Origin of the sequence: Acinetobacter sp. AG3 (assembly GCF_022343575.1) — a bacterium.
GTDB classification, from domain to species: domain Bacteria; phylum Pseudomonadota; class Gammaproteobacteria; order Pseudomonadales; family Moraxellaceae; genus Acinetobacter; species Acinetobacter guillouiae.
The window spans coordinates 220,830-244,799 of the sequence record NZ_JAKQZD010000001.1 but is presented as its reverse complement, the minus strand read 5'-3'; the positions used below and the strand labels follow the sequence as shown (position 1 = coordinate 244,799).

General features: G+C 39.9%; 25 protein-coding genes. 5 read left to right on the top strand and 20 right to left on the bottom strand.

Features of this window, described 5'->3' with window-relative positions; translation table 11 throughout:
* Window positions 1-18: 18 nt before the first annotated feature.
* The 8 genes from murD to glnK form a co-directional block, all read right to left on the bottom strand.
* A complete protein-coding gene (gene murD / locus L3V46_RS01115) occupies window positions 19-1,365 on the bottom strand; it encodes a UDP-N-acetylmuramoyl-L-alanine--D-glutamate ligase (RefSeq protein WP_004816559.1) in 1,347 nt (448 codons plus the stop codon).
* A gap of 259 nt (window positions 1,366-1,624) precedes the next feature.
* Window positions 1,625-2,170 (bottom strand): VTT domain-containing protein, encoded by a 546-nt coding sequence (locus tag L3V46_RS01110; protein ID WP_004725292.1) that lies wholly within the window; start codon window positions 2,168-2,170, stop codon window positions 1,625-1,627.
* Between the two features lie 109 nt (window positions 2,171-2,279).
* Window positions 2,280-2,939, bottom strand: coding sequence for a riboflavin synthase (locus tag L3V46_RS01105; RefSeq protein ID WP_096735324.1), 660 nt, complete (start codon window positions 2,937-2,939; stop codon window positions 2,280-2,282).
* Window positions 2,940-3,030: 91 nt separating this feature from the next.
* The gene (locus L3V46_RS01100; RefSeq protein ID WP_239044728.1) at window positions 3,031-4,335 is read right to left on the bottom strand and encodes a DNA adenine methylase; all 1,305 of its coding nucleotides are present in this window, start codon (window positions 4,333-4,335) and stop codon (window positions 3,031-3,033) included.
* Window positions 4,332-5,444 carry a bifunctional diaminohydroxyphosphoribosylaminopyrimidine deaminase/5-amino-6-(5-phosphoribosylamino)uracil reductase RibD gene (gene ribD / locus L3V46_RS01095; protein WP_239044727.1) on the bottom strand — a complete coding sequence of 371 codons (1,113 nt, stop codon included), beginning with the start codon at window positions 5,442-5,444 and terminating at the stop codon, window positions 4,332-4,334. The genes L3V46_RS01100 and ribD overlap by 4 nt, the downstream gene beginning before the upstream one ends.
* A gap of 33 nt (window positions 5,445-5,477) precedes the next feature.
* Window positions 5,478-5,942 carry a transcriptional regulator NrdR gene (gene nrdR, locus L3V46_RS01090; protein WP_004725286.1) on the bottom strand — a complete coding sequence of 155 codons (465 nt, stop codon included), beginning with the start codon at window positions 5,940-5,942 and terminating at the stop codon, window positions 5,478-5,480.
* A gap of 144 nt (window positions 5,943-6,086) precedes the next feature.
* Window positions 6,087-7,493 carry an ammonium transporter gene (locus L3V46_RS01085; protein ID WP_004816553.1) on the bottom strand — a complete coding sequence of 469 codons (1,407 nt, stop codon included), beginning with the start codon at window positions 7,491-7,493 and terminating at the stop codon, window positions 6,087-6,089.
* 67 nt (window positions 7,494-7,560) lie between these two features.
* Window positions 7,561-7,899 carry a P-II family nitrogen regulator gene (gene glnK, locus L3V46_RS01080; protein ID WP_004725283.1) on the bottom strand — a complete coding sequence of 113 codons (339 nt, stop codon included), beginning with the start codon at window positions 7,897-7,899 and terminating at the stop codon, window positions 7,561-7,563.
* Between the two features lie 291 nt (window positions 7,900-8,190).
* On the opposite strand from glnK, the gene L3V46_RS01075 reads away from it, so the two are divergent.
* The 3 genes from L3V46_RS01075 to L3V46_RS01065 all read left to right on the top strand — a co-directional run bounded on the left by L3V46_RS01075 (window position 8,191) and on the right by L3V46_RS01065 (window position 10,520).
* Window positions 8,191-8,418 (top strand): accessory factor UbiK family protein, encoded by a 228-nt coding sequence (locus L3V46_RS01075; protein ID WP_239044726.1) that lies wholly within the window; start codon window positions 8,191-8,193, stop codon window positions 8,416-8,418.
* A gap of 71 nt (window positions 8,419-8,489) precedes the next feature.
* On the top strand, window positions 8,490-9,977 hold the full coding sequence (locus L3V46_RS01070; RefSeq protein WP_239044725.1) for a YifB family Mg chelatase-like AAA ATPase: 1,488 nt from the start codon (window positions 8,490-8,492) through the stop codon (window positions 9,975-9,977).
* A 33-nt stretch (window positions 9,978-10,010) separates the two neighbouring features.
* The gene (locus tag L3V46_RS01065) at window positions 10,011-10,520 is read left to right on the top strand and encodes an N-acetyltransferase (protein WP_239044724.1); all 510 of its coding nucleotides are present in this window, start codon (window positions 10,011-10,013) and stop codon (window positions 10,518-10,520) included.
* A 64-nt stretch (window positions 10,521-10,584) separates the two neighbouring features.
* On the opposite strand, the gene L3V46_RS01060 is transcribed toward L3V46_RS01065, so the two are convergent.
* The 3 genes from L3V46_RS01060 to L3V46_RS01050 all read right to left on the bottom strand — a co-directional run bounded on the left by L3V46_RS01060 (window position 10,585) and on the right by L3V46_RS01050 (window position 12,625).
* Window positions 10,585-11,355 carry a TorF family putative porin gene (locus tag L3V46_RS01060; protein ID WP_004816545.1) on the bottom strand — a complete coding sequence of 257 codons (771 nt, stop codon included), beginning with the start codon at window positions 11,353-11,355 and terminating at the stop codon, window positions 10,585-10,587.
* Window positions 11,352-11,591 carry a hypothetical protein gene (locus L3V46_RS01055; protein ID WP_239044723.1) on the bottom strand — a complete coding sequence of 80 codons (240 nt, stop codon included), beginning with the start codon at window positions 11,589-11,591 and terminating at the stop codon, window positions 11,352-11,354. Before L3V46_RS01055 ends, L3V46_RS01060 begins: the two co-directional genes overlap by 4 nt.
* Before the next feature lie 263 nt (window positions 11,592-11,854).
* Window positions 11,855-12,625 carry a TorF family putative porin gene (locus L3V46_RS01050; protein ID WP_239044722.1) on the bottom strand — a complete coding sequence of 257 codons (771 nt, stop codon included), beginning with the start codon at window positions 12,623-12,625 and terminating at the stop codon, window positions 11,855-11,857.
* Between the two features lie 309 nt (window positions 12,626-12,934).
* On the opposite strand from L3V46_RS01050, the gene L3V46_RS01045 reads away from it, so the two are divergent.
* Window positions 12,935-14,260, top strand: coding sequence for an OprD family outer membrane porin (locus L3V46_RS01045; protein WP_034612675.1), 1,326 nt, complete (start codon window positions 12,935-12,937; stop codon window positions 14,258-14,260).
* A 102-nt stretch (window positions 14,261-14,362) separates the two neighbouring features.
* On the opposite strand, the gene ppa is transcribed toward L3V46_RS01045, so the two are convergent.
* On the bottom strand, window positions 14,363-14,887 hold the full coding sequence (ppa, locus tag L3V46_RS01040) for an inorganic diphosphatase (protein ID WP_004725270.1): 525 nt from the start codon (window positions 14,885-14,887) through the stop codon (window positions 14,363-14,365).
* Window positions 14,888-15,007: 120 nt separating this feature from the next.
* Window positions 15,008-15,406, bottom strand: a complete 399-nt coding sequence (locus L3V46_RS01035; RefSeq protein ID WP_004725268.1) for an MAPEG family protein — start codon at window positions 15,404-15,406, stop codon at window positions 15,008-15,010.
* A gap of 106 nt (window positions 15,407-15,512) precedes the next feature.
* Here L3V46_RS01035 and L3V46_RS01030 point away from each other — a divergent pair, with 106 nt between their 5' ends.
* Window positions 15,513-15,899 (top strand): hypothetical protein, encoded by a 387-nt coding sequence (locus tag L3V46_RS01030; RefSeq protein ID WP_004816535.1) that lies wholly within the window; start codon window positions 15,513-15,515, stop codon window positions 15,897-15,899.
* An 84-nt stretch (window positions 15,900-15,983) separates the two neighbouring features.
* Here the strand turns inward: L3V46_RS01030 and L3V46_RS01025 are convergent, their stop codons facing one another.
* From L3V46_RS01025 to L3V46_RS00995, 7 genes are all read right to left on the bottom strand, one after another.
* Window positions 15,984-17,657 carry a long-chain-fatty-acid--CoA ligase gene (locus L3V46_RS01025; RefSeq protein WP_004816532.1) on the bottom strand — a complete coding sequence of 558 codons (1,674 nt, stop codon included), beginning with the start codon at window positions 17,655-17,657 and terminating at the stop codon, window positions 15,984-15,986.
* Window positions 17,658-17,806: 149 nt separating this feature from the next.
* On the bottom strand, window positions 17,807-20,026 hold the full coding sequence (gene parC / locus L3V46_RS01020; protein WP_034612682.1) for a DNA topoisomerase IV subunit A: 2,220 nt from the start codon (window positions 20,024-20,026) through the stop codon (window positions 17,807-17,809).
* A gap of 243 nt (window positions 20,027-20,269) precedes the next feature.
* Entirely contained in the window at window positions 20,270-20,572 is a 303-nt protein-coding gene (locus L3V46_RS01015) for a hypothetical protein (RefSeq protein ID WP_234624285.1), read from the bottom strand.
* Window positions 20,573-20,756: 184 nt separating this feature from the next.
* Window positions 20,757-22,076 carry an MFS transporter gene (locus L3V46_RS01010; protein WP_004816527.1) on the bottom strand — a complete coding sequence of 440 codons (1,320 nt, stop codon included), beginning with the start codon at window positions 22,074-22,076 and terminating at the stop codon, window positions 20,757-20,759.
* 54 nt (window positions 22,077-22,130) lie between these two features.
* Entirely contained in the window at window positions 22,131-22,634 is a 504-nt protein-coding gene (locus L3V46_RS01005; RefSeq protein WP_234624284.1) for a GNAT family N-acetyltransferase, read from the bottom strand.
* A 61-nt stretch (window positions 22,635-22,695) separates the two neighbouring features.
* Window positions 22,696-23,340 (bottom strand): trimeric intracellular cation channel family protein, encoded by a 645-nt coding sequence (locus L3V46_RS01000; protein WP_004816523.1) that lies wholly within the window; start codon window positions 23,338-23,340, stop codon window positions 22,696-22,698.
* Window positions 23,341-23,401: 61 nt separating this feature from the next.
* A complete protein-coding gene (locus L3V46_RS00995; protein WP_239044721.1) occupies window positions 23,402-23,869 on the bottom strand; it encodes a YchJ family protein in 468 nt (155 codons plus the stop codon).
* Between the last annotated feature and the right edge of the window lie 101 nt (window positions 23,870-23,970).

Genomic DNA, 23,970 nt, shown 5'->3' with positions numbered 1-23,970 from the left:
ATTTCCTTATGATTCTTTTTAGTTTAGAGCATTTACATATTCAACAAAGCGATGACCACGCTCAGGATAGCCTGTAAACATATCAAAGCTTGCACATGCAGGTGATAATAGCACTACATCTTGCGCATGCGTATGTTGTTGACAAAGTTCTACAGCTTGTTGCAAAGATACTGCATGTAGCAGCGTTGTTGTCCCTGCAATGGCATTTTCAATGATTGAGCGATCTTCACCCATCAGTACCGCAACTTTGGCATATTTTTGCAGAGACTCACGTAGTGCAGTAAAGTCCTGCCCTTTGCCCTGACCACCCAAAATAATTGCAACCTGACCACCTTGGGCTTCAATTGCAGCACCTAAGCCGTCCAATGCTGCTAAAGTTGCACCGATATTGGTGCCTTTAGAATCATTATAATAACGAACACCATTCACTTCTTTAACGAATTCGCAACGGTGCTCTAAACCTTTAAAGGTTTTTAAGGTTTCAAGCATTTTGTCCATTGGTAAACCAATCGCTTCACCCAAAGCTAAACATGCCAAAGCATTGGCAACATTATGTGTTCCTTGGATATACATCTCTGAACTTTTAAGTAAACGCTCACGACCTCGCGCTAACCAAATCGTACCGTTATCTTCTCTTAGAATACCGTATTGTTTTAAATCAGGTGCATTGAGCCCAAAGCTTTGCATTGGTGTGACATCTGGCACCAATGGACGCGTCAATGAATCATCACGGTTATATACGACTTTTTTCACACCTTGGAAAATACGATGTTTTGCCGCATGGTAACCTGCCATATCCCCATGACGGTCCAAGTGATCTTCACTCATGTTCAAGACCACAGCCACTTCTGCATTTAAACTTGAGGTTGCTTCCAATTGAAAGCTGGAAAGTTCAAGGATATAAACGTCTGGATCATCATGGGTTAAATCCAAAGCTGGACGCCCCAAGTTACCCCCTACCGCAACCTTAACCCCTGCGTCTTGTGCCATTAAACCAATCAAAGTGGTCACGGTACTTTTTGCATTTGAACCAGTAATCGCCACAATCGGCTTATCTGTAGCACGGCGGAGAATTTGTATTTCACTGATGACGGGAATACCTTTTGCAATCGCAGCTTGAATTGCTGGCAACTGAGGATCTAACCCCGGGCTAATGACAATTTCTTCAGCTTGTAAAAGTAAATCTTGATCGAGTTGACCAAAGCTGGTTTGAACTGCTGCTGGAATTTGCTCATGTCCTGGTGGAACTTCACGAGAATCTGTGACTGCAACACGGTAGCCATTTTCATGAAGAAAATTTACGGCTGAAACGCCTGAAATTCCAAGCCCAGCCACAACTTTTAACCCACCACGTTGTATTAACATTTTTGCTCACCAGCATTAAGATTTTAAAACTTGCAAAATGTTAGCACTTTGGCGATTTGAAAGCTTTTTCTGTTTGCACTTTCTGGCTATTTTTTTGTGTCAGTGCGTAAAAATAGCAGCAGATTATTTTAATAAATACAGCTAATTTATTAAATAAAACCACTCGCGTTTTTATTCTATTCTCAATATAAATAAGCCGAATGTTGAGGATCAGCATTCGGCTTATTCATCAGGGCGGTTTATGACGGTTTGAATCTGATTAAAATGAATCGAGCAGCAAAGATAATAAATTGCCCGCGCCATAACCCGCACCAAGCAACAACGCAATCCAAATCCATCCGCCTAAAATGTTATACAACATGAATACTGGCATTTTCATATGCCCTGCACCCGCTGCAAAAGGAGCAAAAGAACGAACAAAAGGTACAAAACGGGCAACCAGAATGGTTTTCCCACCATGCTTTTCAAAATAATGGTTGGTCTTTTTAATATATTCAGGCTTAAACCAACGTGAATGCGCGTGGAAAAACTTAAAACCCAGCGCACGTCCCGTATAATAGTTCACCATATACCCCAAAATTGAAGCAATAATCAGCAACACACCCATATAGTGCAAATGCACAGATTCAGCGGTAGAACATAAAGCACCAACAGCGATCAATAAACTATCGCCTGGGAGAAAAAACATAAAGACTGAGCCAGTTTCTGCAAAAATGATTAGAAACAAAATGGCATAAATCCACAGCCCGTAATTTTCTAAAAAAGTGGGCAATAATTGTTCTAAATGCAATAAAAATTCAAGCAATACTCAACTCTCTTACAGAAGAATTCACGATATATTAGCCTAATTTAATCATGTATATATTAAAAGGCCTAAATAAATTAGGCTTTTTTTAATCGGGTTTGGTTTTTATTTACTTTAAAAAACCATTGGCTGCCAGAAATTCCATACTGAGTTTAGACTCTGCTTTTGGCTCAGCAGCTTTATCACCAAGCAACAATCTTTCAATATACCGTGCCAATACATCGACTTCTAAATTGACTTGAGAGCCCACTTTCCACGTTGCAATATTGGTCCGTTCAGCAGTATGTGGAATTAAATTTAAACTTAAGATATTTCCACGTAAATGATTGATGGTGAGGCTAATTCCATCTACAGTCACAGAACCTTTTTCAGCCAAATATTTAGCAATTTCAACAGGTGCAGTGACTTCGAAATACAGTGAGCGAGCATCTGAACGCACTACGGTGATTTCACCCACAGCATCGACATGTCCACTAACGATATGTCCACCGAAGCGTGTTGTTGGCAACATTGCTTTTTCTACATTGACCGCTTGCCCCGCTTTCCAACTCGCTAAAGTCGAACGATTTAAGCTCTCACGGGACACATCAGCAGCGTACCAGTTTTCACCCCAATCGATCACAGTTAAACAAATCCCATTGGTTGCAATAGAGTCGCCCAAATGTACATCAGACATATCCAAGTCTGTCTGAATACGTAAGCGCACATCACCGCCTACATTTTGTAAACTTTCGACTTTACCCAAACTTTCAATGATACCTGTGAACATAATTCTACCTACTGCTGCAGTGAGAGGAACTGATGAAGTTCAATCGTGTTTATTTTGCATTTGCCCATATTTTAAAGGCAAAGGTGCATTCTTACCATAAGGCCAGTTGTGTACTTACACCTGAGGTATCCACACCACCCAATTCTGCAAAATGATAGAGTTGACCTAACAGCTGACGCAATGGTGGTCCAGACTTAGCATGGGTATCGGTGATTACAATAAACTCAAGCACACGTGCGCGTTCAGACTGACGCTGTTTACTGACACGATAACGAGGCACATCCTGAGTCAATAAGGTGACTTTGCCACGTTTCAGATTGGCCGCCAATAAGTCTTTGGCCTCAATATTTCCATCGGTTGAGTAACTGGTGAGAATATAACGCGCATTAATAGTTTCCAACAAATTCTCATAAGCTTCTTGTGCATGCTTAGAAGAATTATAAGGACTTGGACGTTCTTTACGCCACGCACGGTCAATCCCACTTTTAAAACCTTTGGTATCTGGTGTCGGTAAATCAACTTGATCCCACAGTGTTAACGAGTTGAGTACATGATAATTACTACTATAAGCATGTTGGTTATACGGTGGATCTAGATAAGCCACATCAACTTCAAAACCACTCATTTGATTTGCCAAGTGCTGTGCATCTACACACCACACCTCTGCCATTGGGGTTTTCTGCTTATTCTGCCCGACTTCACTAAAGCGGCTCGGTGTAAGCCACAATATAGACTCAATCCGTTCCAACGCAGTTTGGGTTTTACCGCCCCAACCATGATGGAAGCTTTTAAATACACCGCTGGTATTACTGACAAAACTTGCTGAATAGAGCAAAGGTGCCAATAAGGCACTCATTTCTACATCGTCAATTGCACCCTGTGCTTGCCAAGTGGCAATTTGCTGACGAATTGCATCTATACGCATCCCATTACGGCGTTTAAAAAATAAACGGTCTCGTGCGGGGTCATAAATTTCATCATTCCGCGGACAAAGGTTATGCGTAACCCATCCTTTCACTTCAGGTAAACGGTTTAAATAATCGATGGCTTTTTGATACCCACCCAATTCTTTAAATGCAGGTGCATCTGTGCATGCCAAAATGGCATGATTTAATGCATGGCTATACGGTTCCCAATCATTGGCAATCACCCGATAGCCATTTTGACGGGCTAAACGTGAAACCACCCCACTGCCTGCAAAAAAATCGGCAAAAATCGGGGCGCGTTTACCCTTAGGATTCAAAGTACCTGTGATTTCAAGCGCTTCAAGAATCAGATGCAACAAACGACGTTTGTTTCCCAGATAGGGAACCAACTGATGAAAAAGATATTCATCTGTTGTACGCGCAGCATGACGACGTTTATGGTAAACCGATGATGTTGACTCTGGATTCATACTGACTCTTGTGAAGGGATAAGTCTTAAGCGAATGTCATCACCAAACTGATGAACATCTTGTAACTTAAAACGTAATTGTTGTGCCATCGTTTCAAATTCGGCATTGAACATGGCACGTGCTGATTGTCCTAAAAAGGTTGGCGCAACATAACTGATTAATTCATCCACCAGTTTTTCCTGCAAAAATGCAGTAGATAATGTCGCACCAGCCTCAACCAACACATCGTAAATTTGGAAATCTTTTAAAGTCGCAAGCAAATCTTTTAAAGATTGAACTTCTAATTGTACCACGCCCAGCTTGGCAAGTTCTTGACGAAATGGTCCCATGACCATCACTGTTTCAGGCGCGCTAAGAATTTGAGCATTGAGTGGCAAACGCCCTTGTCGGTCTAAAATCACCCGCTTAGGCTGGACAATCGTTGCAATATCAATATCACCCAATGAACGCACATTTAATTGAGGGTCATCTGCCAAAATGGTATCGATCCCGGTAATCACTGCACCTGAAATAGCCCGCCAATGCTGAACATCTTGACGTGATTCAGCCCCAGTGATCCATTTAGACTCACCAGACGCCATTGCTGTACGGCCATCTAAACTTGACGCAACCTTTAACCGTACATAAGGCACACCCGTTGCCATTGCTTTTAAAAAGCCTTGATTGAGTTGAGCCGCTTGTTGCTCACAAACCCCAGTTTCAACCTCAATCCCTGCCTGGCGTAAAATATCCACGCCTTTTCCCGCCACCAAAGGATTTGGATCAGCACATGCAACGACAACTTTGCTGACACCCGCTTCAACCAAGCCTTTAGCACAAGGTGGTGTACGGCCATAATGCGCACAAGGTTCCAAAGTGACATAAGCGGTTGCGCCCTTGGCAGACTCGCCTGCTTGACGCATGGCAAAAACTTCGGCGTGTGGCTGACCAGCTCTAGGATGAAAACCCTCTCCCACCCATTGCCCATCTTTTACAATGACACAACCGACGTTCGGGTTTGGTCGTGTGGAATATTGTCCAAGCTTCGCGAGCTCAATTGCTTTCTGCATCCAAACCTGATCTATGTTTACATAATCTTCGGGTTTAGAATTTGAATCAAACTCAGACATAAAATTCCTAATCAATAACGTTCAAAAATAAAATTAGTGGTCTTGCCCACGATCTTGCATTTGTTCAATTTGATGACGAAACGCATCAATATCTTGGAAATCCTGATACACCGATGCAAAACGCACATAAGCCACATGATCCAATGCAAACAAAGATTTCATGACAATTTCACCAATGGTGCGTGAACGTACATCACGTTCACCGAGGCGGCGAATTTGCAATTGAATATCACTAATGACGGTTTCAATCTGTTCTTGAGTCACCGGTCTTTTTTGTAAGGCGTGCATTAAAGAGCGTCGTAATTTTGCTTCGTCAAACGGTTCATTTTTACCATCTGACTTGGTCACGCGTGGCATGACCACTTCATAACTCTCAAATGTCGTAAAACGTTCGCCACAACTGATACATTCACGACGTCGACGAATCTGGCTACCTTCAGCGGCCAAACGAGAGTCGATTACTTTACTATCTGCAGCGTTGCAAAATGGACAATGCATAGTGGTTTTATTGAACAAAATTCATGATTTCAGCTAGTGTAGCAAAAAAACCTGATTTTGTTGAGCCTTTCGCAAGATATGGAAAAAAAACAGCCCTTACGGACTGTTTTATACTATATATAGTTATTATTCTAATTAGATTGATTATTCGATACGTTCGCCATGTTGGCTTAAATCGAGACCCATACGCTCATCATCAGATTCAACACGGATCCCAATCACAACATCGATAATTTTAAGTAAGATAAAGGTCACAACTGCTGAGTATGCGATTGTTGCTAACACACCTTCAACTTGTACCCATAATTGATGCATGACATCTGTCGGTGCTTTGTCGCCCATAATGAATGAGCTGGCAAATACAGCTGTTAAAATCGCACCAACAATACCGCCTACACCATGTAAACCAAATGCATCCAATGAGTCATCTGCTTTAAGGATACGTTTAAGACCAGAGATCCCCCAGAAGCACACCACACCACCGATTAAGCCCATGATCAACGCACCACTTACCGTCACAAAACCTGCCGCTGGCGTAATCACAACCAGACCAGCAACTGCACCCGATGCTGCACCCAATACTGAACCTTTACCACGAACAATTTTTTCAACCACTAACCAAGCAATTGCTGCCGCTGCGGCTGCGATTTGAGTTGTGACCAAAGCATACGCTGCTGAACCATTGGCACCTAAAGCAGAACCACCATTGAAACCAAACCAACCGACCCATACCAAGCTTGCACCCAATACAGTTAAGGTTAAGTTATGTGGTGCCATAGATTCTTTGCCTAAGCCCATACGTTTACCCAGTAAATACGCAGCAACTAGACCGGCAACACCCGAGTTAATATGAACAACAGTACCACCAGCAAAATCAAGTGCGCCATCATTCATTAACCAGCCACCACCCCATACCCAGTGTGCAATCGGTGCATAAACAATAATGACCCAAATCGTAATGAATGTGATCCAAGCACTAAATTTCATACGATCAGCCACAGAGCCACTGATAATGGCAACGGTAATAATCGCAAAAGTCATTTGGAAAATAACGAAAAGAATTTCTGGAATTGTGCCACTCAGCGCATCTGTTGTAATTCCAGATAACATGATTTTATCGAAACCACCAATAAAAGCGTTACCAGAACCAAATGCAAGTGAATAACCAATGACCACCCATACGATGCTGACCACTGCTGCGGCAGTAAAGCTTTGCGCCATGGTGGCAAGCACATTTTTCTTACGAACCATACCGCCGTAGAACAATGCTAAACCGGGAATTGTCATTAGCAATACAAGTGCTGTAGATACAAGAATCCACGCTGTATCACCTGTATTTAAAGTTGGTTTTTCTGCTTCTGCTGCTGGCGCAGCTGTGGCAGTCACCGTTTCAGGCGCAACGGTTGCCGATGTATCGGCGACTGTTGCAGTCACATCACTTGCCGTTGCAACAGCTGTAGATGCAGGCTCAGCTACGTTTTCTTCTGCCCACGCAACTGATCCGCCAAGAAGTGCGCCAGACAGGCTGAGCGCTAATAGCATTTTTTTCATTCGTATCCCCCAACCTAATTTTGTGAGTTATGTATTGATATACATAACCAGCAATCTTCGTGCCAAATTAAACAGCGTCTGGACCTGTTTCACCTGTACGAATACGAATTACTTGCTCTAAATTAGTCACGAAAATTTTTCCATCACCAATTTTGCCAGTGCTAGCAACGCGTGTAATAGATTCAATCACTGAATCTACCATGTCATCACTGATTGCGATTTCGATTTTCACTTTAGGCAGAAAATCAACAACATACTCAGCGCCACGATAAAGTTCAGTATGCCCCTTTTGACGACCAAAACCTTTAACTTCAGTTACGGTAATCCCTTGAACGCCTATATCAGACAGTGCTTCACGCACGTCATCTAATTTAAACGGTTTTACAATTGCAGTTACGAGCTTCATATTGTTTTCCTTCGGCTTATTTCACCAGTAAGGTTTTATGTTCAATTTTCATGCCAATCTTATTAATGGTTGGGGTGATTAATTCAATCAACATGCATTGCCTTTATAACCTATTGTATATACTTAGGTGAAGTTGCAACTTTAAAAAACACATAATATTGCGTGTTTTTTTAGATTTCATTGCTAAATTATAGGAGACATCATGCTTTACGCATCGGATAAAAAATTACTTAAATAAAATCAATACGCGATGTTACACTAGGCAAAGAACATTACTCATTTGGATTCCTCATGATTGAAACATTATTACAAGCAATTTTGGAACAGGTTGATCAGCCTAAAAAAGATATAGAACATAATTTACGTGCCTTGCTGAATGAAGCCATTTCTAAAATGGATATCGTTTCAAAAGACGAAATTGAACGTCAAAAAACTGCACTAAATAATGCCAATTTACGCTTGACCGATTTACAAGAACAGGTCAAAGCACTTGATGTGTTGATTCAGGATAAAAAATAAACTAAATTTGCACATTATTGGTGCAAAAAATATAATAATGATTAAAAATAAAGCAAAAGTGGAAAACAACAATGTCTTTAGCCAAAATTTATACCCGAGGTTTGCTCGGGCTGCATGCACCTTTAATTGAAGTTGAGGTCCATGTTAGTGCAGGGCTGCCTTCTTTAACAATTGTTGGCTTAGCTGAAGCAGCAGTTCGTGAAAGTAAGGATCGTGTTCGATCTGCCATTATTAATAGTGGTTATCAATTCCCTACCAAGCGCTTAACCATCAATCTCGCACCTGCGGATCTTCCTAAAGATGGCTCTCGTTTAGATCTGCCCATTGCACTCGGTATCTTGATTGCCACAGGGCAACTTCCTGAAAATGTCACAGATCATTTTGAGTTTATTGGTGAATTAGCACTGGATGGACACTTAAGACCAATTACAGGGACCTTAACCATTGCAATGGCATGTCAAATGGCCAAGCATCAATTGATGTTGCCACAGGAAAATGCTGCTGAAGCAGCGCAATTGCCTGAGTTTCAGGTATTTGCTGCACAGCACTTAAAACAAGTCTGTGAGCATTTCTTAAATCTACAAAAAATTGATGCAACTGCTCGGCAAAAAATACCGCAAGACAATACCTACAAATTTGATTTGGCAGATGTCAAAGGGCAATTACGCCCACGACGCGCTTTAGAAATTTCAGCAGCAGGTGGACATTCCCTTTTATTTAAAGGCCCACCGGGTACAGGTAAAACATTGTTAGCATCACGCTTACCGAGTATTTTGCCAGCCTTAAATCCACAAGAAAATCTTGAAGTTGCCAGTATTTATTCAATTGCCAAGACTAAGCACCATTTTGGACAGCGCCCATTTCGTGCCCCGCACCATACCGCGTCTGCAATCGCTCTTGTCGGTGGCGGTTCAAATCCAAAACCCGGAGAAATTACGCTGGCGCACTTAGGGGTGCTATTTTTAGACGAGCTGCCTGAGTTTGACAAAAAAGTGCTCGAAGTTTTAAGGCAACCGCTTGAATCTAAAGAAATCGTTATCTCTAGAGCATCACGCCAAATTACATTTCCCGCCAACTTTCAATTGATTGCAGCAATGAACCCCTGCCCTTGTGGTTATGCATTTAACCAAGACAGTCGCTGCCAATGTTCTGCTGAAGCAATTAAGCGCTATCAAAATCGAATTTCAGGTCCATTATTGGATCGCATTGATTTACATATCGATGTGCCACCATTAAAAGCCCAAGAATTACAGGATCAAACGCCTGTCGAAGATTCAGCAACTGTACGGGAACGGGTAATTGATGCGTGCGATTTTCAAATCCAAAGACAAGGCTATTTAAATCACAACTTATCGCCAAAAGACTTAGAAAAATATGTGATTTTAGATGAAACATCCAAGCAAATGCTGGAAATGGCACAACAACGTTTAAATTTATCCGCGCGGGCGTATCATCGAATTTTACGTGTTTCAAGGACCATTGCAGATTTGGCTCAAAGTAAGCAAATCCAAAGTACCCATTTAACCGAAGCCTTGTCATATCGGGGAACTCAATCTTAGAATCCAAACTATGACGTATAGAAGATAAATGACATGCTAAATTTAACCCTACGCAACGAACATGCAGACGACATTGAAAATATTTTCAATCTCACTCAACTGGCTTTTCTAAATGCAGCGCATACTGACCATACAGAACACTTGATCGTCAATGCACTCAGAGAGGCAAATCAATTAACCATTTCAGTTGTTGCTGAATGGGATCGACAGATTATTGGGCATGTGGCAATTTCACCTGTGGAGATTTCTTCTGGCGCACAACATTGGTATGGTTTAGGTCCAATTTCAGTTGCACCAGAATACCAACACCAAGGTGTGGGTAAGGCGTTAATACAACAGTCCTTACAGCAACTAAAACAACTTGGCGCTGCTGGGTGTGTGGTCCTTGGCGATCCTGCCTATTATTCCAAATTTGGCTTTCAACCGCATGACAGTTTGATCCTTGAAGGTGTGCCTGCTGAATATTTTCAAGCCCTTAGCTTTGACCAAAGCATTCCACAAGGAACGGTAAAATATCATCCAGCATTTGAAGTGAAAGCCTAATTTATTTCCAAATCGCAAAAAATAAAGGTGACTCAAGGTCACCTTTATAGATTTTAATTTGCGCTTAGAACGCTTTAGTTAAAGTAAACACCGCACCTGTTTCAACACCACGTTTCCCAGAATTAGTGAATCCATCAGTATCAATATTGGTTCCGACTGCTGCAAGTTCCGCTGTTACTCCTGGAATAGATTTAACTGCATAGTTCACCCCAACTTTCCAGTCGACATAATTGTCTTTACCATCAGGTAATGCTTTTTTATCCATTGTGGTATAGCCCACATTGGCAAGCCCACCAAACCCTGTATCACCAAATGGCGCTGAATAACCAACGTTAAAATTCCAACTGTTCCCACCAACTGCTGCCCAGTCATTGGTATAGTTCACATTGGTCAATAAACTACTGCCTTTAACCAAGACATCGGCAAATATTAATTTTGCATAAAACTCAGTCCAGTTAAAATCACTGCTTGCACTTGGATAATTATATTCAACAACACCAACATCCAAAGTCGGTTTAAAGGTTGGAGATAATGCCAATGCTGTTGTATAACCAATAGATGGATCTAATTCTAAATGTGGATCTGCCTCACCAAAATTTACATTTGAACCCCAAAGAGCCGCATATAAACCTGAACTATGCGACAAGGTAAAACCCGCTTGTACTGCTGGATCGTTATAATTTTGAGTCATACCGCGGAAACGATAGTCACTCGTTACGGCAGCACTACCTGAAAAGCTTAAACCTAATTTTGACAGTGCGTTGTCTTCCGCCATTGCCATTGTTGCTGTAGACGATAGAACTGCCAATGTTAGTGCTTTAGTTGAGAATTTCATCTTAAGTGCTCCCCCATCATACGATGTTTATTTGTTATGCTAAAATTTGATGAACTCCCTAAGCAATTAGCAATTGCCATGCCAAGATGAAACTCAAGCTTTTTGTAAAATTCAGAAATACGCAGTAATCTATTGATAATCAATATTTTAAAATTAAAATATTGTGGATAATTTTTTTTATTCTGCAATTGTTGAATACATGCTATTTCAAGCATCACTTGATGAAACTGATTCATACCGACCTACTTTAAACGTGGTTTTAATGCAAAGTAGTATGAAAAATCTAAGCGTAAATTTTCTATAATGTGCTTTATTGTTGTCATAAAAAGCATATAAATATTGCTTTAGGCTTTTTATATAGGATGATTTTAGGAGTGGATATTGTTTTTGCTCAGAAAAAGCACACAGTTTAAAAAATGCCTAAAAAAAGTGCATGTCCAATGTTCAGTCATACACTTAAATAAAATGAGTCAGCCTGAATGACTCACGCATATTCATGTTAAAAACTATAAGCTAAACCAAAGACCAGATTGTCCTTATACGCTTCACCTAAACGATCTTTACCGCCGATCACATAGTCTAATGAAGCAGCAACACCTGTATTGGCAATGGTTTTACTGACTCCCAAGCGCATTTCGCTCAATGCAAAATTCTGTTCGGTTTGCACAATACTGTCATCATGATGACTGTTATATAGAGATGCGCCAATAGAAGTGTTAAAAATAAAATCTTGAACCAAAGCATGACGGTAAGCAATGCTGAGATAAACATCGCCAGCATTGGCAGCGGATGCATCAGCTAACATCACTGAAGCACCCGCAGTTAGATTCTTATAACTTAGCTCAGCAGATAAATCGGTATAGGTGGTTTTACGATGATCAGCTTGATCGGCATAAACAGTACCGCCTTTATGATAAACATATGCAGTGGTTTTTAAGTTATAGCTCCAATTTTGCGCAATTTCCTGAGCATAAGCTAAATAAAAATTATTTTCAAAACCATGATTTTGCCTATCATCTGCGGGGTTATAGCTCAGTGTAGAACCCCAATACCCCACTGTGATGCCACTTTTATGTGCATAACTTAAACCGCCTTGCGCAGCAATATCATCATTTTCAACTCCACCTCGATAGATGTACTTGGATACCAGTCCCACATTTCCAGAGATCGTGCCATTTTTAACCAAGACATTTGATTCGTCAGCAAATGTAGGGCACGACGCGATACAAATAGGCATTGCCCATAACAGTTTAGAAATAAGTGAGTTCATGATGGCAAACAGGTGGGCGTATAAATAAAGGCGAATTTTACTGTGTTTTTAAATTTTTGGTAAAAAACATGGAGATAAATTCAGCATATTTTTTAATTTATTTTACATTTCACATAAAATCATCATTTTAATAAATCCTTAGAACTTTTTCTCATAAGTAAAGAAATTAATATTGCGTAAAAGATTACAGAAATGTAATATTTTTGATCAAAAGAGATTCCCTTTTTATAGATTAAATATACAATTCATCCACAATCTGTTCTGAATTCAATCAGTCAGTGCAATCTATTCTCGTTCACGAGGCAATTCATGTTGAATGCTCCAAAACTTACTTTAGCTGTATTAATTAACGCGGTTCTAATATCCCCTACATTTGCTAGCGAACAAAGTGAAGCAAAAGGGTTCGTTGAAGATGCCAAAGGTTCTGTATTGTTTCGTACAGGTTATATTCTTCGCGATAAAAAACATGGTATTGATGATCAAAGCTCATTTGCACAAACGGCAATTTTTGATTTAGATTCAGGCTTCACTCCAGGTATCGTCGGTTTTGGTGTTGGCGCAGTTGGTGATTTTTCTTTTAAAATCGGTCCAAATACTCATGCTGGCAATAATATGATTGCACTTAAAAATAATGGTGCAAGAGATGCAAATGGTCGAGTTGATCCTTATGATCAATGGACGCGTGGTGGTGCAAACGTAAAAGCTCGTTTCTCAAATACGACTGTACGTTATGGTACGCAAGTTTTAGATTTACCTGTACTGGCAAGTAATACAACACGTCTTGTTCCTGAATATTTTACAGGTACGTTATTAACCAGTCATGAAATTAAAAATTTAGAACTTGTTGCGGGTAAATTCACTAAAGACCAAATGTCTGATCAGATCAGTACTGATGGTAATAAATTAGATGATGCGATTGTTTGGGGTGCTAAATACAAATTTGATGACCAACTGAGTGCGTCTTATTATGGTTTAGATTCTAAAAATGCGTTAGAACGTCATTATATCAATGCAAATTATAAATACCCATTGGCAAATCAAAGTTCTTTAACTTTTGATTTCAGTGGTTATCACACCAAGTTTGATAAAAATGCCAATACCTATTCTGCAACAGGTCCTGTCGATGTGGATTATGCAAGCACAGGTAAAGCAGGCGTAGAAAAAACCAATAATATCTGGGCATTGTCTTCTACTTATAATCAAGGTCCGCACACTGTGATGTTGGCTTATCAACAAAATACAGGTGATGTGGGTTATGACTATGGTCAAAATGCTGACGGTTTCCAAAGTATTTATTTACCAAACTCTTATATGTCTGATTTTATTGGTAACCATGAAAAATCAGCACAAGTTCAATATAACCTAGACTTTAGCAATTATGGTGTTGCTGGCTTAAATTGGACCACAGCATTTGTTTATGGTTGGGATATTAAAGTCCGCAATGTAACTGATGATGCACAAGAACGTGAATTCTTTAATCAGGTGAAATACACCATGCAAAGTGGTTTTGCAAAAGATGCGAGCTTACGTCTACGTCACTCTTACTACCGTGCAAGTGAAGCGTATAATCCTGTCTATATTGGTGATACCAATGAATGGCGTATTTTCTTAGATATTCCTGTGAAATTTTTCTAATTTAGAATAAATCCACAGAAACAAAAAAACCTGCATTGAATGATGCAGGTTTTTTTATGGATTTGAACATTTTTCAATCTTCAAACCACGTTTTAATCAGGCTTATTTTGCAGCTTCGATTGCTTTTAAGACTTCAGCTTTTGCAACTTCTGAACTTTCCCAACCTGTCAATTTAACCCATTTACCAGGCTCTAAATCTTTGTAATGTGCAAAGAAATGTTCAATTTGATTCAATAATAAAGCAGGAAGATCTGAATATTCTTTCACATCTTTATAAAGCGGAGTCAATTTGTCATGTGGAACTGCGATCAGTTTCGCATCGATACCACCATCATCTTCCATGTTTAATTTACCAACAGGACGACAACGAATCACTGAACCATGTACCAATGGGTGTGGAGTTACAACCAATACGTCTAATGGGTCACCATCTTCAGACAATGTATTTGGTACATAACCATAGTTCGCTGGGTAGAACATTGCTGTACCCATGAAACGATCTACAAATAAAGCATCTGAATCTTTATCTACTTCATATTTAATCGGTGCAGCATTTGCTGGGATTTCGATAATTACGTAGATGTCATTTGGTGCGTCTTTACCAGCAGGAATATTGCTATAGCTCATAGGATACTCTTTCAAGTGAGGTCTTATTTAAAATCTTGTCGATTATAACGCTAAATCGCGCAAACAGATGCGGATTATACATTTTGCATCATCAAAATGAATGAATTTCATCAAAACTGTTTAGACGATGCGAATAACCAATAACAATAAAATAATTGGGCAAGCTAAGGACAAAGCCCAAATAATAGTACGTAGCGCTGAAATATTGGCCAGATAGCAAATTCCATAAATAATGCGTAACACGATATAGGCAATCCCTAACATCATAATCAGATGTTGTGATACCACCATATACTCTGCCATTAAAATCGCAGCAATAAATAAAGGTAAGCTCTCAAAACTATTCTGTTGTACTGCATTGGCACGTGCCGCCAAGCCCGTGGTTTTGGCTAAAAATTCACGTGGATTCTGATTATCAGCAGCTTTAAAACCACCAGACGCTTTCGCAATAATGGTAAAAACATAAGGAAGTAAACAGGCAATTAGAATTAAATATATGATGCCATCTATCCCAGACATGATTTTTTCTCATGAAGTGTTAATGCGAGTTATCATAGCATGGCATGAACAGAATATTTTTTGTTAAATGCAGAGTTTTGCAAAATTGTGTAGTGAGGACAATAACGTGCAACCAGATCAAAATGAATTGTTTGAGGTTTTAGAAAAGCAGCGCCATCAACAAGCGGAGATTGATCGTATTCTTAAAATTGTATTGCCAATTTTGGCTTTTCTCTTGTGCGTGATTTGTGCAAATTACAATTGGCAATCCACCTTGGGGACGCTTATTGTTTTGGTGGTGGCTTTTTTTGCCGTTGGTATAAAGCGTATGAATCTATACTTTTGGTTAGCTATTATTGTCGTATACTGTTTAATCGATATTTATTTTAGCTATGGCAGTATTCATCCTTCTGCACTGGGTCGTCAAATGGGCACGATGCTAACTTTTACAGCAATTGTTGGCTTAAGCCGCCCCTATATTGACGGTTGGTATATTCGTTCGCATAAAAAATAAAATCACCACATAAAGCGATCGATTGTTTTACCTCAAGCATAAAAAAGCGCCCTTGTTGGCGCTTTTTTATCTTTAACTTTTCAATTATTTACGTAAATCTTTACGTAGGATTTTACCTACATTTGATTTTGGTAAATCATCCATAAATTCAACATAACGCGGACGTTTATAACCAGTTAAGTTTTCTTTTGCATATTCAAGAACTTCTTCAGTGGTTAAAGACGGATCTTTTTTCACCACAAATAGTTTTGGCACTTCACCAGATTTTTCATCAGGTACACCAATTGCAGCCACTTCAAGCACTTTTGGATGTTGCGCAATCACTTCTTCAATTTCAGAAGGATAGACGTTAAAGCCTGATACTAAAATCATGTCTTTCTTACGATCGACAATTTTGAAATAACCGCGGGTATCCATGATCCCAATATCACCAGTACGGAAATAACCGTCAGCTGTCATGACTTTTGCAGTTTCATCTGGGCGATTCCAATAGCCTTTCATCACTTGAGGACCACGAATCGAGATTTCACCCTGCTCACCTTGTGACAAATGATTGCCATCATCATCTAAGATCGCAACATCAGTCAGTGGTAAAGGAATACCAATTGTACCGCTAAACTCAGTTGTTGCAGGTGGGTTTGCAGTCGCGACTGGAGACGTTTCAGATAAACCATAACCTTCAATAATGATGGTTCCAGTAACTTTTTTCCATTCTTCAGCGGTTGACGGTAACACGGCCATACCACCGCCCATCGCCATTTTTAACTTACTGAAGTCGAGCTGTCTAAATTCTTCATTATGTACCAACGCATTGAACAAAGTATTTACCGCAGGGAAGAAACCCGGTTGGTATTTACGTAATTCTTTAATCACCGCTGGTAAATCACGTGGATTCGGAATCAGAATATTTGCCTGACCTTTATACATACCATACATCGCACACACCATGAATGCGAAGATGTGATAAAGCGGTAAAGCACAGAAGATACGATCGTCTTTCGCGCCATCACCTTGACCAAATTTACTTTGGAAAATGCCATCACATTGCAGCAAGTTTGCCACTAAGTTACGGTGCGTCAGTTCCGCCCCTTTGGAAACACCCGTAGTACCGCCTGTGTACTGAAGTACAGCAGTATCACTGAGGGTCATGGTTGGACGTTTATAATTGCTTGGGCTTACTTTTGCCAATGCTGCATTAAACTTAATATGTCCTGGAATATTCCAGTCTGGAATTTGTTTACGCACTTTACGTAGAACAAAATTCACCAAAGTACCTTTTAAAGTACCCAACATATCGCCAACGGATGCAACAACAACATGTTTTACAGGTGTTTTGCCAATAATCGCTTGATAAACAGTCGCAAAGTTTTCAACAATGACTAAAGCTTCAGCGCCTGAGTCATTAAGTTGGTGTTCTAATTCACGTGCTGTATAAAGTGGATTCACATTCACAAGTACCAAACCTGCACGGAATACACCTAAAGCAACAACGGGATACTGAAGGACGTTAGGCATCATCACTGCGACACGTGAACCTTTTGCCAAACCTAAACTTTGCAAATAAGTCGCAAATTTACGGCTTGCCAATTCAAGGTCACTGAATGACATCACTTTATCCATGAAGATAAAGGCATCACGTGAACCAAATTTTTGGAAATTACGCTCAAAAATATCAATAAGAGAGCTATTTTCCTGTGGCAATTCTACTGTTTCTGGAATTCCAGTTTTTTGATATTCAGCGAACCAAACTTTTTCCATAATGCCATAATCTCCAATCAGTAATCCTTAGTTTTAAACTGTTTTTCTCAATATTGAACATAATTTTTTGGCTTCTTTGTGCTCAATATTGCATCCATTTTCACGAACACTTTGCATATATAACGTATTTCAATCCAAGGATGCTAGTTTTATCTTTGAATCAACAGTTTATTTGCTTTTTGATATCCGCGCGGTAACAACTGACCTTTTGATGCGCGTTTACCGATATATTTCTGTAAATCTTCCCCTTTTAATTTTAATTGTTGCTGCCCTGCAAGCACTTGTATTACTTCATCTAAATTCAAAGTTAACATAAACTGAACAGACTCATTAGTTTCAAGTTGTATCAACTTATTTCCTTTACCTTTATTCAGCGTTGGCAACTCAGATAATTCAATTAAAAGTAGCCGTCCTGCTGAGCTGAGTATAGCCAAATGAGTATGATTTTCAACGACTTCAATTGGCATTGCTGTCGCATTTTCAGCAACTGTCAGGAATGTTTTACCCGCTTTGGCATTGGTATCCAATTGTTTAGCTTGCGATTTAAAGCCATAACCTTTTGAACTTACAGCAACTATTTCTTTTTCTTCATCTTCAATCAGGACTTGCATAAAGCCCACACCATTGGCTGGAGAAAGTTTTGAACTCAACGGTTCTCCTAAACCACGCGCCGATGGCAAACTATTGATGGCCAAAGCATAACTTCGTCCAGTTTCATCTAAAATATATACTTTCTGATTGGACTTGCCTTGTGCTGAACTCAAGTACTGATCACCAGCACGGAAATTTAATTTTTCAACATCAATATCATGACCTTTGGCTGCACGAACCCAGCCTGCTTCAGAAAGGATCACTGTTACCGCTTCAGCTGGCATTAAATCTTGTTCGCTAATGGCTTGTGATTCTTCACGTTGCACAATCGGTGAACGACGATCATCACCAAACTTCTTCGCATCATCTTTAAGTTCTTCGATAATTAAAGATTTTAATGACTCTGGATTTGCAAGTTGTTCACGAATTACCGCTGCTCTGGCCTCGAGTTCCTCTTGCTCACGGCGCATTTCCATTTCTTCAAGTTTTGCCAAATGGCGTAACTTAAGCTCTAAAATTGCTTCTGCCTGAACTTCATCAATATTGAAACGCATCATCAATACGGGTTTAGGTTGATCTTCTTCGCGAATAATTTTGATCACTTCATCAATGTTCAAATACGCAATGATCAAACCACCAAGAATATGTAGGCGCTTTTCAATTTTATTCAGATGATATTGCAGACGACGTGTGACAGTACTCTTACGAATTTCAATCCATTCTAATAAAATGCGACGGATTGATTTAACTTGTGGACGACCATCAGCACCGATCATGTTCATATTGACACGATAGCTCGACTCTAAATCGGTTGTCGCAAACAAATGGCTCATGACTGCATCGGCATCGATACGGTTTGAACGTAATACAATCACCAAACGTGTTGGGTTTTTATGGTCTGATTCATCACGTAAGTCACTGACCAATGGCAGTTTTTTGGCTTGCATTTGATCTGCAATTTGCGTGATGACTTTTGAGCCAGAAACCTGATATGGCAGCTCAGTGATAATAATTTCATTTTTTTCAATGGTATATACGGCACGGGTACGATAGCTACCACGTCCAGTCATTTGAATTTTTAATAATTCATCACGTGGTGTAATAATTTCTGCTTTGGTCGGTAAGTCAGGTGCAGGAATATATTCTGCAATTTTTTCATCTGTTAAGTTTGGATTACGGATTAAAGCAATCGTACCTTTAACCACTTCACGTAAATTGTGTGGCGGAATATCCGTTGCCATTCCCACTGCAATACCAGTGGTACCATTGAGTAAAATATTTGGTACACGCGCTGGTAAATTGACAGGCTCTTTCATTGAACCATCAAAGTTATCTTGCCAATCACAGGTTCCTTGACCTAATTCAGAAAGCAACAAATCACTATAAGGTGAGAGTTTGGCTTCGGTATAACGCATGGCTGCGAATGATTTAGGATCATCAGGCGAACCCCAGTTCCCTTGCCCTTCAATAAATGGGTAACGGTAACTAAATGGCTGTGCCATCAACACCATAGCCTCATAACAGGCTGAGTCACCATGCGGATGGTATTTACCCAATACATCACCGACTGTACGCGCAGACTTTTTCGGCTTACCGCTTGGTTTTAATCCCAATTCGCTCATCGCATAAACGATACGGCGTTGTACAGGTTTTAAACCATCACTAATGTGTGGCAATGCACGATCCATAATCACGTACATGGCATAGTTGAGGTAAGCTTGTTCAGTAAATTCTGCTACGGAACGATTTTCTGTCGCATGATGCGCAAGGCTTGTCATAACAACCTTTTATCCTAAATAAGTGCGTTCTAAATAAATGTTTTGTATCTACGTTCTTATGCTAAGTCGCAGGGTCTGACTACACAAGTGCAAGTGTACCCTACAACGACAAATTGCGTCTTTAGATCTTTCTAATGACGTAAAATTATCCATTTTTTAAGAAATGAGCAACTTTTATTTAAACTGCTATTTTTAAATTGGGGTATGCGCTTTATTTCAAATGAAATTTATAAATGCTGAAACTTATTGAAGTGGTCCATTTCGCGTTTTTATAGAATGAATGCTCGAACTCAACAACCACCCGATCCCATATAGAAACAGTAAAGTAACAGGAACCACAAAACTGTACGCTTGCATCCAAGACAGCCGATCGAATAAAGGACCTAAACCAATTGCATTAAATGCCGACACTTGAAAACCTATCGGTAATTGTAAGAAAACAAAGTTTCCTTTGTTATCCGTCATTGGATCTAACGCGATATAAAGACAAAATGCGGTAAGCAAAAGATAAACAATACAAAAGCTTAATCCTATTTTACTTTTCATTATTTCGCCCTCAATACTGGTCTGATCTATTTGATAATATCGCTATGAATGATTGGTTTTTTTAATTTTAACGTTAGAGAAATTAAAATGGCTGAGAAGCAAGATTAACCCTATATCAGCCATTGTATACTTTTTCTTTGTTATCGTTTTTTAGCGCTATGTTTTTATATATTTCAATAAACCACTATAACCCAATCTCTTCTAAGGTCTTACCTTTGGTTTCTTCACCCAAGACCAAAACCACAGCTGCAACAGCGAAAAGTACAATCGTAAACATCATAAAGACGGAACTAAATCCATCACTTGCCACCATCATATGGGTTACCACCAACGGTGCGACAATTCCCCCCATACGACCGATTGCAGATGCCCAACCTGAGCCAAAAGCACGAATATTGGTTGGGTATTGTTCAGGCGTATAAGTATATAGCACCCCCCATGCACCCAAATTAAAGAACGACATTAAGCATCCCCACAACATAATCATATTGACTGAAGTCGCTTGACCAAAGAAATAAGCAGAAAGCGCACACATAGCAATAAAACCAGCGAGTGTTACTTTACGTCCAAGCTTTTCCACCAACCAAGCCGCAGCCACATAACCGGGTAATTGTGCCAAAATCATCCCGAGCACATATTCAAAAGACTGCACAATGGTATAGCCCTGCTTGACCAGCAAACTTGGTAACCAAGTAAAAATGCCATAATAAGAATAGACGATACCAAACCAAATCAACCACAGCATCAAAGTACGACGGGCAAAAGCACCTGACCAAAGCTGTGAAAATGAAATCGTTTGTTTTGCTGAAACAGGTTTGACTTCAATGGTTTCAATCACTTCTACCCCACACTGCCGTTCCAGTTTCTGTACCAGTGCATGGGCTTCTTCAATTCGTCCACGATTAATCAAATAAGGAACCGATTCAGGCACTTTTTTGAGAATCATAAAAACATAAATTGCAGGTAAACCACCAATCAAAAATGCTATATGCCAACCATAATCAGGAATTACAAAATAAGAAATAAGCGCAGCAACAAGCCAGCCAAGTCCCCAGAAACTTTCTAAAAGTACGATAAATCGACCACGTACTTGAGCAGGAATATATTCACTGACCAAAGTTACAGCCACAGGAAGTTGCCCACCCAGCCCTAATCCGACAATAAAACGGAACAGCAATAACCAAGTCAGATTCGGTGCAAAAGCACATAACGCGGTTGCAATGCTATAGGTCACCAAAGTAATCGCAAAGACTGTTCTACGACCAATTCGATCAGCCAAGCCACCAGAAAATACAGCACCAATTGCCATACCCACAAAGCCAATGGAGACCACCCAGCCTTTTTCAGTAGGGGTCATTTGCCATTCTTCCGCCATTTTGGTGAGAATAAAGGAGATCAGTCCTGTATCCATGGCATCAAACATCCAGCCCAACCCGATCACCCAGAGTAAGGTATAGTGAAATTTACCTATGGGTAAGCGTTGTACACGTGATACTAAATCCATAATGCACTCAACAAATATGTAAAAGCAGAAACAACTTTGGTTCGCTGTTTAATTTTAAAGACTGAACAGCAGAATTTCTCCTGCTAGTCCGTCAAAATCTTTAAACTCTTGAGAATGGAAACCATTGTTTATCAATATTTTTCTTGAAGCTATATTTTCAGGATCAATAATAGCCATGAGATCCTTTAAATATGCTTGTTGTTTTGCATGCTCAATTAAAAATGTAACAACCTGACTGGCAATACCTTTCCCCCAATATTCAGGTAAAAGCATATAACCCAATTCCGCAGTTGTTGCTGTTGGCTGATCCAACTCAAGTTTGGCTAAACCGATAAAGTCATTTGTTTGAGCATCAAGAATTTTATAATTTCCCAAGGCCACATCATAGGTATTCTTGGATAAAATCTTGGCAAATTCCGTATGCGCTTCCTCAAGCGTTAATGCTCGCTCGGTAATCATTTGCATGACTTTAATATTTTTGACCAATTCAAAATACACAGCAAAATCTAGCTCAGTAAATTTTTCAAGTTTAAGATTTTGCTGAATCAGATATGACATACCAAGCTCAAAGTTAAACGTAGCGATTCACAGTCAATAGCTGCTGTGCAAGCATCCATTCTTAGGACTCATCTTTAGAAGATGCCGATTGTTCATCATGATCTTTATAGATAAATTTCGGCATTTCCAAACCAAAATAAATCGCCACACAACGTAATGCAAAACCAAAAACTAAAGTAGAAACCACGGTAATTTCAAGCGATAAACCAAAATCTATACAGAACCAATAGAAAATCACCGCAACAAAGGAAATCGATGCATACAGTTCACGACGGAAGACCAGCGGAACATCATTACACAGAATATCCCGTAGAATACCGCCAGATACCCCTGTTAATACCCCAGCAACCGCGGAAACCACAAAACCATGCCCCATTTGCAAGGCAATTTGACAGCCAATAATGGTAAAACCAATTAAACCTAAAGCATCCAACAATAAGAAAATGGAATGTAAGTGCTTCATCCATTTGGCAATAATAATGGTGACAAAGGCAGCACAGCATGTCAGGACAAGGTATTCAGGATGTTTCACCCAAGTCAGTGGATAATGTCCAAGTAAAACATCTCGCACAGAACCGCCACCGAGTGCAGTGACACAGGCAATCAGTATCACCCCAAACCAGTCCATACTGCGTCGTCCTGCGGACAACGCTCCAGTCATGGCTTCTGCTGTAATGGCTATAATATAAATAATCGTCAGTAACATTGCCCTTCATCCACTGATGGGAAAAGATGCGCGCTATTTTAAGTCAAAAATGAACTAAAAGTTATAAAAATTGTGCGCAACATTGCTTAAATTTTTTGGCGGATCCACAAATACATGGCTGTTTCATGGTAATAGCCTGATCTGTGGTTGGATCTAAGAAATACCATACACCATCATGCTGCACAAAGTGTGAAACTTCATGGTGTATTTGAGCCTGCTGACCATCATGAAAATGTGCTTTAAATTCAACTTGAGCATGATTTTTATCGAGCTTTTCTTGGGCTTGCACCACTTCGAGACTGAGCCATTGATTGGCTTTACTCCAGTCTGAAATCGCTTTAACATCCAAAGCTTGCTGCTGTCCAAGCGCAGTGGTCTGAACAATATAATCAATCTCATGTTTGGCAAAAGCGCTATAACGCGAACGCATCAACTGTGCTGCTGTCTTGGCTTTGTTCTGACCCAAATGCAGCGGCTGACAGCATTCAGCATAAAGCGCTGAACCACATGGGCAGGATAGATTGGACATGAAAATACTCAAAATCTGAATAGGCTCAATGATAATCCAACCCAGCAGGAAATCGAAACCTATTCTTTCTATATGAATGATGTCATCTGGACATCATTTTA